This window comes from Pedobacter sp. GW460-11-11-14-TSB4 (genome assembly GCF_059423705.1).
Genome location: NZ_JBWKYI010000028.1, coordinates 25,717 through 38,763, shown reverse-complemented (window position 1 = coordinate 38,763; position 13,047 = coordinate 25,717). Strand labels below are relative to the sequence as shown.

The 13,047-nt window shown below is 39.9% G+C and carries 9 protein-coding genes; 3 read left to right on the top strand and 6 right to left on the bottom strand.

All coding sequences use genetic code 11. The features are described from left to right. Positions 1-127: 127 nt before the first annotated feature. Positions 128-655, top strand: coding sequence for a DUF3575 domain-containing protein (locus AC07YT_RS20885; protein ID WP_086547668.1), 528 nt, complete (start codon positions 128-130; stop codon positions 653-655). A 79-nt stretch (positions 656-734) separates the two neighbouring features. Continuing rightward, positions 735-1,193 (top strand): lipocalin family protein, encoded by a 459-nt coding sequence (locus tag AC07YT_RS20880; protein WP_086547669.1) that lies wholly within the window; start codon positions 735-737, stop codon positions 1,191-1,193. 576 nt (positions 1,194-1,769) lie between these two features. Here AC07YT_RS20880 and AC07YT_RS20875 read toward each other — a convergent pair. After that, a complete protein-coding gene (locus tag AC07YT_RS20875) occupies positions 1,770-2,207 on the bottom strand; it encodes a putative signal transducing protein (RefSeq protein ID WP_086547670.1) in 438 nt (145 codons plus the stop codon). 54 nt (positions 2,208-2,261) lie between these two features. Continuing rightward, entirely contained in the window at positions 2,262-3,599 is a 1,338-nt protein-coding gene (locus AC07YT_RS20870) for a GH1 family beta-glucosidase (protein WP_086547671.1), read from the bottom strand. 100 nt (positions 3,600-3,699) lie between these two features. On the opposite strand from AC07YT_RS20870, the gene AC07YT_RS20865 reads away from it, so the two are divergent. Next, on the top strand, positions 3,700-6,240 hold the full coding sequence (locus AC07YT_RS20865) for a PKD domain-containing protein (RefSeq protein ID WP_086547672.1): 2,541 nt from the start codon (positions 3,700-3,702) through the stop codon (positions 6,238-6,240). Between the two features lie 25 nt (positions 6,241-6,265). Here the strand turns inward: AC07YT_RS20865 and AC07YT_RS20860 are convergent, their stop codons facing one another. The 4 genes from AC07YT_RS20860 to AC07YT_RS20845 all read right to left on the bottom strand — a co-directional run bounded on the left by AC07YT_RS20860 (position 6,266) and on the right by AC07YT_RS20845 (position 12,990). Then, entirely contained in the window at positions 6,266-7,660 is a 1,395-nt protein-coding gene (locus tag AC07YT_RS20860; RefSeq protein WP_086547673.1) for a c-type cytochrome domain-containing protein, read from the bottom strand. Position 7,661: 1 nt separating this feature from the next. Beyond that, the gene (locus AC07YT_RS20855) at positions 7,662-8,594 is read right to left on the bottom strand and encodes a sugar phosphate isomerase/epimerase family protein (RefSeq protein ID WP_478359205.1); all 933 of its coding nucleotides are present in this window, start codon (positions 8,592-8,594) and stop codon (positions 7,662-7,664) included. Between the two features lie 134 nt (positions 8,595-8,728). Further along, the gene (locus AC07YT_RS20850; RefSeq protein ID WP_086547674.1) at positions 8,729-10,240 is read right to left on the bottom strand and encodes a DUF1501 domain-containing protein; all 1,512 of its coding nucleotides are present in this window, start codon (positions 10,238-10,240) and stop codon (positions 8,729-8,731) included. Between the two features lie 11 nt (positions 10,241-10,251). Further along, positions 10,252-12,990: a DUF1553 domain-containing protein gene (locus AC07YT_RS20845; protein WP_086547675.1), complete on the bottom strand. Its 2,739-nt coding sequence runs from the start codon at positions 12,988-12,990 to the stop codon at positions 10,252-10,254. Between the last annotated feature and the right edge of the window lie 57 nt (positions 12,991-13,047).

Here is a 13,047-nt window from a genome sequence, read left to right as displayed (position 1 = left end):
ATAGTCTTTAGTCCTAAGTCTAAAGCCAAAATATCAATCCCGTTCTGTTAAATCAGAACGGGATTTTTTTATTTGGAAACTACCATATTAGTTCTATTTTTGCCAGTAAAATAAACTAATCAAATTAATGAAAAAGCTCTTTCTTTGTGCCATTACGGCCATGACTTTCTTTTGTGCAAAAGCACAGGATGCCCAAAACACAATCAAAATCAACCCTTTAAGTGCATTACTAAAAACAGGTTCTGTATTTTATGAACGTAAATTGAACGATGGCGTTTCTTTACAACTGGGTGTAGCCTATACCGGTTTAAAACTGGATGATGTTAAATTTACTGGTGTTGCCATTACGCCAGAAGTTCGCTTCTACTTGAAACAAAAAGCAATTAGCGGCTTATATGCAGCCCCTTTTCTGAGATACCAGGATTATACGGTTACCGATGGTACTGATAAAGGAAATTACAATTCATTTGGTGGCGGTGCATTAATCGGACGCCAATGGGTATATGGAAGCGGTTTTGTATTGGATATTTTCTTTGGTCCAAGTTATAACAATGGAAATTATAAAGCTACACAAGGCAACAATGAACCTGATATTAAAGGTGGTATTGAAGGTTTCGGACTTCGTACTGGTATTGCTTTAGGTTTCGGCTTTTAATTAGATATTCTTTTAAAAAAATAATCCCGTACTGTTAAGTCAGGACGGGATTATTTTATCATACCCATAATTACTTAACATGAAAAAACTTTTATTATCATTTGCCATCCTGGCGATATTTAATTTAACAGCGTGCAAAAAAACGGAGTCTGAAAATAATTCTATTGTCGGTAAATGGCAAGTTGAATCATATGTAATCACTAATTTCGAAAATACAGGAAAAGATCAGGACGATACCAAAGGCGAAAGCCCGAGGCCAACTTTAGACTTTAAAGAAGACGGTAGTTTACATGCTATTTTTTATTTCAAAGATGTGCAAGGAAACAACCAGAATACAATAGAAGATGTGCAGGTAAAATATACTGTTGCTGGTGACAAATTAAACCTCAGTGGGAATTTAGCCTTTAACCACAATAGTTTTAACTTTTCTATCTCAAACAATATCTTGATTTTGAAGAGAACCGATAAATCAAGCATTGGAAGTAAGAACGGGGAGACATATACCGAAAATACAACGATTACTGCTCGTAAATTATAAGGTTACAATATTTTTTGTGAGATAGCACACCAATCCCGTACTGTTAAGTCAGGACGGGATTTTTTATTTTAGAAGGGACAAAGTCTGGATAGAGAGGTTTATCCCTTTCAGTACATGAACTCTATAGCCCCGGGCACAGCGGCATCCCTGAAGCACAGCGAAAGGATATAGTGGAGCACGGGAACAGACTTTAATAGCTGCTACTGGTCTTGCGCTTCAAACGAAAATCTTTATTTTTTGTTGAAAATCGGCTTCATTGCCTGTCCGTTTGGGTAGTCCTTCTTTCCGCTTTTATCTTTTTGTGCTGCTAAGTGGATTGTTTTTGGTTGTGCAACAAAAAGTATAAGCGCTTCAATAAGGTTTATTAAACAAAGGCCTGTGCATTAAAAGCACAAATACACTATTGAAGAAAATTTTGCCTAATTTTTGCAGTCATCGGGTAACTAGCCCCCGGGCATAGCGGCATCCCTGAAGCGCAGCGAAAGGATATAGCGGAGCACGGGAACAGACTTTGATAGCTGCTACTGGCCTTGCGCTTCAAATGATGTTGTAAATAATTGCATTATGCTTTTGGAATTATTCAAACTCATAACCACAATCATAACAGTGGTGGCATTTATTGGCCTTAATCGGCGTCGTTAAAGTTAAAAAAGCAAGTACAGTTGCCCAAATGCTATATTTTTTATCGGTAGCCATCCCATAACCCACATTGGTTGAACCACATTTCTCACAAACCGTTTTATTATCTCCTGGTTCATCTTCATCAATAATGTCCTCCGATGAATCAAAGCCCAAACTATGGTCTTCGGCCAATAAAGCATTAATGGCCGCCACATCTCTTTCAAAAACAATAAGTTTTACACCACCAATAGCCTGATTGTAAAGTGGATTTAACGTGGCAACATTTTCATCGGCAAGGAAACAAGCAAATCCGCTGTCTTCCAATTTAGCCTTAATAATATTGGCCTCCATTGGATTATAATAGGTGCTGTAAACTACTGTTCTATCGTTCATAAATCAAACTTAAGAATTTGTTTAATAATGAAGAAGGAAACAGCGAAATATCAACTAACTTTTTAGGAAGTTCTGCCACCAATATCCGGAATCTTTAATGCTGCGTTCCTGAGTTTTAAAATCATTATAGATCAGTCCAAACCTTGCTGTAAAGCCCTCTGCCCATTCAAAATTATCCATTAATGTCCAGGCCATGTAACCGGTTACATTTATGCCTTCTTTTTTAAGTTTTAGCAGTGCTTTTAAATAAAGTTTAAAATATTCAATGCGTTCAGGGTCTTCTACCTTGCCATTGATTAATTTATCGTGATAAGCGGCGCCGTTCTCGGTGATCAGGATATTTTTGATATTTGGATAGGCAGCAAACTGTTTAACGATATTATAAAAACTATCTGCATTTACCTCCCACCCCATTGCAGTATGGGGCTTTTTTCTACTTTTGGCTTTAACCTCCCAGGCCTGAATAACCGGAATAAAGGCATTATACTTAACCACCAGCGGGAAATAATTTTGAAGACCAATAAAGTCAAAATCGAATTTCATGCGTTCGTGAAGTCGCCAGGTACCATATTCGATCTGAAATTTCTCTAACGCATCCCAATTGGCAGTTGGAAAACCCATGCCCTGCGTAGGTTCTACAAAAAGCCGGTTCATTAAACAATCAACCCGCCTGGCAACAAGCACATCACTATCACTTTGGGTACTGGGAATTATTTCTGAGCAAGAAAAAGTAGTTCCGATATTGGCTTTGCTAATTTCAGCACGTAAAATTTTACCGCCATCGGCCTGGGCGAGTGCCGTATGTAACACTGCTGAAAAGAAATTGCCTAAGCCCGTTTTTCCCGGCGCATGAACCCCAAGCATGTATCCCAAAGAGGTATAACCGAAAGGCTCATTCAATACAATCCAGTTTTTTACCTTATCGCCATATTCTATAGCACAAATACTCACAAAAGCATTAAAAGCCGCGTTAATGCTAAAACTTGTCCAGCCGCCCTCATCTTCTAAAGCCTGCGGTAAATCCCAGTGATAAAGGGTTACGTAGGGAGTAATCCCCTGGGTTAAACATTCATCAATAAGATTGTGATAAAAACGGATACCTTCCTGGTTAATCTCTCCCCTGCCTGCAGGCAAAATCCGCGACCAGGCAATGGAAAATCTAAAAACTTTAAAGCCCAGCAGTTTAACTAAAGCGAGGTCTTCGGCATAGCGGTGATAAAAATCGCAGGCGGGATCTAATTTATGGTTCTTCTTTATTTTTCCATTTTTCGCCGTAAATGTATCCCAAATGGATGGGCCTTTACCATACTGGGTAGCAGTGCCTTCTATCTGGGCTGCTGCGGTAGCCACACCCCATAAAAAATTTTGACCAAAATCACTTGCGTTAATCATTCGTTATCAATTAATTGCCATAAGTTGCGAGTTTAATATTAACAAATCATTAACAATCGAAATGATTCGAAATGAAAACATTTTTTAATATTTTTACCTAATGCGCTACTTCTCATTAATTTCTTTTCTATTGGTAATATTAAACCTCGCTGCCTTTGGAAAATTTACGCCCCCCATTAATGATGAACTGATAAATGCCATAAATATTACCAATACCAGTGCATATTGCAGCGGTGATGCCGAATTTAACAATTTAGAAGCTAGCCCGAGCAATTATAATAAAGCTTTAAACTGGCAGACTGTTGGAAAGGATGTTTGGTTTAAGTTTACCGCATCTAAATTTGATGTAAATATTTCTGTTAGCGGAAAAATTAACGCCAATAGCACAAACACTTTAATTAATCCATTGGTTGCCTTATATTCATTTGACGCCGCAACTGGTTTTATAAGCGAGCTACCTGGCACGCAAGCCACATCAAACAATGTTATTTCTTTATACAAAGGGGCTTTAACGGTAGGCCAGGTTTACTATGTTAGGATAAGCGCAGCAAATGATGCTACCGGTACTTTTAAACTTTGTATCGATAATTATTTCCCGCCCGTAAAACCAGGGCAAGATTGCGGGACATTTTCCGTGTTATGTACAAAAGAAACCTTTACCCAGTTAAATGTTACAGGCTCAGGAGCTAACAACCACGAATCGGCAGGTACCTGCCTGGGTACCGAATCGAACTCTGCCTGGTATATGTTTAAAGCCTCTGCACCCGGCGACTTTACTTTTGTGATCACACCTACAGTAACCACAAACGACATTGACTGGATTTTTTACGATTTAGGTGTAAACGGCGACTGTAGTAAAATAGATGCAGCAAATGCTATCCGATGTGCCTCGGGAAGTGGCGTTACCTGTAGTCCCACTTATTATAAAACCGGCTTAAGTATGACGGAAACTGATTTGACAGAAGCGCCAAATTGTCCCGCTGGTCAAAATGGTTTTGTGAAATATGTAGAGCTGCAACAAGACCATGTTTATGCCTTACTAATCGATAATTTTTCTGGCGGAAATAATGGCTTTACATTAGAATTTGGAGGTACTGCCGATTTTGCTGGCCCTACAGCGGAGATTGATGTTCAGAAACTAAATCCCTGTACCGATAGCCAGGCGTATATTTTCGAAAGCAAAGCATCAAATTTCGCCTCATTAAAATGGTCGTTTGGAGAAGGCGCAAGTTTGGCATCAGCTACCACCGCCGGGCCATTTACCGTAACATACAGCACCCCTGGAGAGAAAGTTGTGGTTTTAGAAGCCAAAGGCACTAACGGATGTAACGTAGTGACCACGCAAACTTTTATTGTTGCAAATACGCCCGAAAAACCTCCTATAACGGCTTCGAATGTTAATTTATGCCAGGGAGATGTATTAAAATTATCAACTCCTTTTATAAATTTAGCCACTTACCACTGGTCGGGGCCAAATTTTAGTTCAACACAACAAAATCCTGAAATCCCGGTAAGCGGACCAGAAATAGTTGGAACATACAAACTTTATGTTCAGGTTGGAGATTGTGTGAGTGAAGTAAATTCGATCGATATTTTATCGGTCGATTTAAAACCTGAAGCGATGTTTTCGATTGAGGTTAATAACAGATGCGAAACAAACCAATCTTATTCGTTGATTAATACTTCTAAAAATTATACAAAGCTCACCTGGGATTTTGGCACCGGCGTAAAAAGTCAGGTTGACACCGGTAACGATAGCAAAGTATTAACCTTTACTGATCCGGGGCCTAAAACCATCACCTTAACGGTTGAAACCGACAATGGCTGCATTTCTACTTTTAAAAAAGATATTCTGGTGGAATTGAAGCCCGAAAAACCAGAAATCAGTATCAATCAGGCTTTGTTTTGTTTAAAAGATGTGATAAAATTATCTGTGCCGGCACAAGAAGGTATTTCTTATGCCTGGAGCGGACCAAACCATTATACCGCCAGCACAAATGCTATTGAAATTCCGGTAACAGATCTTAATCTGGCAGGTACGTATCAGGTTGTATTAACATCGGGCACCTGTAATTCCGAAGCTGCAACCATCGTTATTCCGGCCATTGCCAGGGTTCCGGTTGCTCAGTTTTATACTGAACCCACATTTAACACCAAGTTTTCTGCTCCTGTACCTATAACATTTACCAATACTTCGCTTTATGGTGATTTTTATGAATGGAATTTTGGCGATGGTTTTACCACTGCAGAACAAAACCCTACCCATATTTATCAAACCGATGGATTATTCAGGATCACTTTAACTGCATTCTCTAAAAACGGCTGTGCAAATGCTATTACCCAGGGCGACCTGATCATCAAAAAAAATGCCTCTACATTTGTTCCAAATGCATTTTCGCCAAATGGCGATGGAATTAATGATGAACTGGTTATTGGTGTAACCAACCTCAAGAAATATAGCATTCAGATTTACAACCGCCTGGGCAGTCAGGTTTTCTTTACCAATAATATATTCGAAAACTGGAACGGTACTTTTAAAGGCAACCAGCTCCCTGTTGGCGTATATTATTATATCATATTGGGCACCAACATATCGAATAATACGGTTAAATATTCTGGTTCAATAACGCTCCTCAGGTAATTTAACAATGTATTCAGGTTAGCAGTTAAGGTGCTTTAAATACGGTAGTATCCTGGGCAATTTTAGGCACCGTGTAATTTCCGGTATCTAAACTTACTTTAGGCAATAGTTTTTTTATACTGGCTAAATCGGCTTTACCGATACCGGTTTGATATACATACAGAAATTTTAAATTTTTAAGTTTCTGTAACTGATTAAGCCCTTTTACCGTAATTTTTGTCCCAACCAAACTCAACGATTGTAACTGATCTAAGTCTTTAAGCGATGCTAAACCCGCATCTGTTACCTGCGTATTGTTTAAGTTTAACCTGGTTAAGTTTTTGCAATCCTTTATTGCCGTTAAGGTTTGATCATTTACCTTGTTGTTTTCCAGCTTAAGCCAAAGGAGTTGTTTTTCGATCGATTTTATCAAGTCTAAAACATCTTTCCCCATCGATTGCGCATTAATAAAATTGGCTGAAAGATAGTTGGTATTCTGGGCAACGGGAAATACCGTAATCCCTGCATCAGTAAATTTTTTCAATACTTTATTGTCGACAGCTGAAACCTCTTGAGCTGGAATATCACTGACTTTGATTTGCTCAGCACCACTTTCGCCTTTTTGCAGGCTGGCTAAAATTGTTTTTATATTTTCTGGCTGGGGGAGATCTTTAAATTTCTTTTTGAAATCAGCACCATTATCAATCCACCATTTTACCAAGGCAATCTCGTTGGTGGTAAGTTGGGGTTTTTCTTTTGGCGCCATATGGTCTTCATCATTCAATGGCAATAAAATCCGTTTCATCAGCTCACTATCGTCAGCTTTACCCTTTACAATGGTATGCCCATCTTCTCCACCCTTTAAAATATATTCCTCCTGGTCTAACCTCAGCTTACCTTTCTGCTTTTCGCTGCCATGGCAGCTATAACATCTATTTTGAAAGAGCGGTTGAATCGCATTTTGGTAAATGAAGGCTTCCTGAACATTGGGAATTGGCGGAATAGCTGCACCCCCTTTAGTACTGCCCGATTTTAACGGGGCAGTTAAATAATCAGAACCATGGGTTAAAGAACCACCCAAATGTCCAGTAATCGAAATGAGGACGATAAGAACCGCAGCAATTGTGCCCAATATGGCATTCGATTTAACTTTCTGATAGATGATCCACAAGATAAAAGACAAAACAGCAACACTAATGCCCATCCATTGGTGATTGCTCACCAGCTTACCATCATAATCCCCTCCATTGGCCAATAAATAACCTGTAATGCAAGATACTACAGCACTTAACGCACCCAGAAGCAGCATAATAGGAATGGCTGGTTTTAGGTTCATAAATTTTGCAGTAAATGATAAGAGCATACAAATACAGCCAAGTAACAAAATCCCGATAGGAAGGTGGACAAAAACCGGGTGAAAGCGCCCAAAAAATTCTAGCATCTTATTGATATCTCTTTCTTAATAAATTCATCATGTAAACATTTATTGCCCATTGATCGGCAACGGGTTGGCGTGTATAAGGCAAGGTAGGCATATAATCAGCCGGGCCAAACTCAGTAAGAATGGTCATACGTTCGCCGTTTTTCTTTTTCCGTGCGATAATTTTGTCCCACCAGGCCAGGTGTGCTTCTACCACTTTTGCCCATTCTGGTGCCCTTGGATCGTTTACCTGTGGCCCTTCCGGGTGCCCAACACGCGAGTGGATATGTTCTGCCTTTTCTAAAATGAAATCGATGGTTTGTTTCTGATCAGACAATAAACTTTCGTGCACATTGCACCAATGCGAAATATCTAAAGTAAATCTCAGTTCCGGATTTTTCTCCGCAAAGTTTTTGGCAACATGTGCTGCAAACATCATACGGCTACGATGCGTTTCGTGATAAATTGGTATACCCGACGATTTGCTTTTCGCTGTTGCGTAATCGATAATCTTTTTGTTTTCTTCGTAAGTGAAATAATCTTTTCCCGAATGGCAATTGATGTAAACTGGTTTTTGATAAGTATTGGCACAAATGGCATCTACATTTTGTTTAAAAGTGGCTAAATGCTCCGTTATATTCGCCTGATATCCGGCACATAAAAATCCTACTTCTAATTTATATTTCTTTAACGCATCAAAAAGTTCTTTTATCGCTTTTTCTTCGCCTGGCCACCATACTTCAATGCCTTCATAGCCTTCTTTTTTTGCTGCTGCGCAAAATTCATCTCTTGTACCGCCAAAACCCCAATCGGTTTGCATAAATAATAATTCGTAGCCGGCTTTTGCTTTTATATTTTTAAGTTCATTAGCACTCATGTTTTGGATAGGGGCTAAAATTGAAGCTGCCGTTACAACAGCTGTATTTTGTAAGAATTTTCTTCTGGTTTGGCTCATTCGTTTACTTGTTATTAGTTCATTGGTTCACTTGTCATTAGTTCATTGGTCATTAGTTTATTGGTAACTCATTGGGTTAATCGACTGTGGACTCCGGACTTCCGACTCCTGACTTCCGACTCCCGACTCCCGACTTAAGCCACAATCTCTGATATTACCTTACCTGCCACATCGGTTAACCTAAACGGCCGACCCTGGAAAGGATAGGTAAATTGTTCATGATCGAATCCCAACTGGTTTAAAATGGTCGCCTGAATATCGAAGGCATCTACTTTTCCACTTACCGCACTGTAACCAATTTCATCTGTTTCTCCGTGTGTAAATCCTTTTTTCACACCTCCGCCGGCCATCCATATAGTAAATGCTTCTGTATGGTGATCTCTACCTTTAAATGGGTTTTGTATACCATTTCGGTTTTCCATCATTGGGGTACGGCCAAATTCTCCTCCCCAAACGACCAGGGTTTCTTCTAATAAACCACGTTGTTTTAAATCGAGCAATAAAGCGGTAATTGGCCTGTCAATGGTTCTGCATTTATTCTTTAGTCCGATATTAAGTGAGTTGTTTGGGCTATCTCCATGTGCATCCCAGCCCCAGTCGAATAACTGGATGTAACGTACGCCTTTTTCTACCAGTTTACGGGCAAGCAGTACATTATTGGCAAAACAGGCTTTACCGGGCTGTGTGCCATACATTTCGTGAATGTAAGCAGGTTCATCATTGATATTCATCACCTCTGGTGCCGAAATCTGCATGCGGTAAGCCATTTCATATTGTGCGATCCTCGATAAAATTTCGGGATCGTTATACTCCTGATATTGTTGTTCGTTGGCTTTATTAATGGCTTCGATAGAGGCTTTTCTCAAATCGCGGTTCATTCCATCCGGATCTTTAATAAACAGTACCGGATCTCCTTCACTCCGGCATTGTACACCCTGATAAACGGATGGTAAAAAACCACTTCCCCAAACACTTTTTCCGGCATCGGGGAAACTACCTCCACTGGTCAATACTACATATCCGGGTAAATTCTGGTTTTCTGATCCTAAACCATAGGTTACCCAACTTCCCATACTCGGCCTGCCCAATCGCGGTGAACCGGTATGCACCAGCAACTGCGCCGGAGCATGATTAAACTGATCCGTTTTTACCGCTTTCAAAAAGCTTACTTCATCTACCATGGTAGAAAAGTGTGGTAAATTATCACTAACCAAAGCACCCGATTGGCCATATTTGGCAAAAATAGCCTGTGGCCCTAACATTTTAGGCACCCCGGTTATAAAAGCAAATTTTTTCCCGGCGAGTAATGAAGGAGGACAATCCTGGCCATCCATTTTCATCAATTCTGGTTTAAAATCAAATAATTCCAATTGAGATGGAGCGCCTGCCATGTGCAAATAAATTACACTTCGTGCCTTACCTACAAGTGGTGGCGATTTTGGCAATAACGGATGCGCAGGATCGTAAGCAATTTTGGTTTGCGGACTTGAAAAAAGATTACCACAGCTACCCAGTAATGAACCCATTGCCAAAGCACCCAAACCCATTGCACTTTCTTTTAAAAAATGACGTCGCGAGTGCAGGCGTGCATTTGCTTCATGCGCTTCTTTAATTAACCTATGTGCGTTTAATTCGTCTCTTGTCATAACCGGTCAAATCAATTTTTGGTAACCACTTCATCCAGATTAAGCATGGCATTGGCCACGAGTACCATTGCCGCATCTTCTGGCTTATATTTCTTTTGCTTATCGCCCATAAATGCCGATACACTTGCCGAATTTTTTCTAAACTCGCCAAAGGCTTTGGCATACAGGTCTTCAAATACTTTCAATCTGTTTTGAGGGATCGTTTTGTATAAGATCAATTCATAACCCTTTGCAATTTTCGATTTGCTGGTGCTTCCACCCACTTTTTCCATGCGCACGGCCAGTTTTCTAGCTAAATCGATATACACACTGTCATTTAAGGTTACCAGGGCTTGTAAAGGTGTATTGGTGCGAATACGGCGCGGACTACAAACCACCCGCGATGCACCATCGAAAGCAATAGCAGATGGATATGGTGCTGTTCTTTTCCAATAGGTATAAATTCCCCTGCGGTATTGTTCTTCTCCGCCACTTAACACCCATTTGGCACCACTATAAGGCGAGAACCAGATGCCTTCAGGCTGCCAGGGCATTACCGGTGGTCCGTACATTTTATTACTTAATACTCCACAAACCGCAAGACTTTGATCTCTTATTTGCTCGGCACTTAACCTGATGCGGGAGCCCCTGGCGTAAAACTTATTAAACAGATCTTTTTCTTTCAGTTCTTCTGTTACCTTACTGTCTTGCCTGTAAGTGGCCATCATCACCAGTTCCTTCAACATTTTTTTAACACTCCAGTTATATTTGTACATAAACTGATAAGCCATAAAATCTAAAAGTTCCTGGTGGGTTGGCGCCATTCCCTGGGTACCCATATCTTCTAAAGTTTCTACCAAACCTGCACCATACAACTGCTCCCACAATCTGTTTACCATGGTTCTGGATACGAGCGGATTTCTTTTATCGGTAAGCCACATGGCTAAACCCATCCTGTTATCTGGTGCATTTTTAGGCATGGCAAATGCCAGAGAATTAGGCACACCAACTTTAACTTCTTTGCCTTTCGAAGTCCACGCACCACGCTCAAACACATAATTTTTACGTTGCATGCTCAGTGGATTTTCAACCATGATTGGTGTAGTGGGCACATTTGCATTCATTAAACCAGTAAACCTTTTTTTGTTGACCAAATAATCAGGTTTACCTTTTCCTGGAAACTGTCTGGTAAAATAAAACCAATCGAAGTACAACATAAATTCGTCAGGATTTTTTACCGAAGGATTGTTATACTTTAAATACACATCTTGTACCCCACTTTGTTTTGCAAAATCAACTTCTACATTTTCATAGCCCTTGGTTTGGCCCACTTTCCACGATTTTACAACAGGACCATTTGGCGAACCTAAATGCAGGCTCATTGTACCATCTGGTTTGCTACAATTGTAGCGTAAGATTAACTGATCAACATTATTAAGATCGACTGATTTTAGTCTTGCCGAAGAGCTATTTTTAAAAAATAATGCAATGTTATTATTACCGATTACCGAATTAACCAGTTGATCGGCCGTAGTAGAATTTATTGCTGGCTGACCGGTTTTTAAGAATAAATCAACTTCGGCAGCTCTTTCCTTACCTGCAACAGTTTTAACCCAGCTGGTTAAATGATTCAGCTCATTTTTAAGGCTATCATTAAAATCTTTAAGCAAAGGGTACTCTGCTGAAACGTCTTCATCTCTTGTATTGTTAAAATACGACATGAATTTATAGTACTCATCATGTTTAAAGGGATCGTACGGGTGGCTATGGCATTGTACGCAAGAAAAAGTGGTACTCATTAAGCCTTCCCAGGTGGCATTTACACGATCTAATACCGCCGCTGTTCTAAACTCTTCATTATTGGTTCCGCCTTCATCATTGGTTGGAGTATTTCTACTAAATGCAGTAGCAATATATTGGGCATCTGTTGGATTTGGGAATAAATCACCGGCGATCTGATCAGTAATAAAACGATCGTAGGGCATATCACGGTTAAAGGCTTTAATCACCCAGTCGCGATAGCTCCAGATATTTCGGTTAGGATCGCTCTCATAACCTTTGGTATCGGCATAACGCGCTATATCCAGCCACATCGATGCCCATCGCTCGCCAAATTTAGGCGAAGCCAGTAAACTATCAACCAGCACCTTGTAGGCTGCCTGCTCATCTTTGCTATTCAAATAAAATTTGGCCAGTTTGTCTGAAGGATAAGTACCAATCAAATCTAAACTTACTCTCCTCAATAAGGTGGCCTTATCAGCAGTTTTAGATGGTTCCAGTTTATTTTCTTCTAGTTTCGCAAAAATAAATTTATCCAGATCGTTGCGGATCCAACTGTTATCTACATCTGGTAATTCAGTAGGTTTTACACTAACATAAGCCCAATGGTTACCCCATTTTGCACCTTGCTTTATCCAGCCACTCAGGATATCGATCTCCTCATTATTTAGCGCCGGGTGCTTATATGGCATCCTTTCTTCAGGATCGTTAGATTTTAACCGTTTAATAAATTCGCTATCCTCCGGATGACCTGGAATGATTGCCGGTTTGCCGCTTTTGGTTTTAGCCAAAGCTTCTTCACGAAACAATACACTAAAACCGCCCTGCTGCTTAACGCCGCCATGGCAAGAAATACATTTTTTATTTAAAATGGGCTTAACCTGCGAGTTAAAATCGATCTCTTCCTCAGAAGAAAAGAGTGAAAAAGCAATTAAACCTATAGCGACTAAGGTAAAGCCGGATGCAAATAATATTTTCCTTTTTAATAACATTTGGTCAGTATTCAATTCAGAGGTAATTCCGGCAGTTCTTAGTGTTAAAGATCCAGC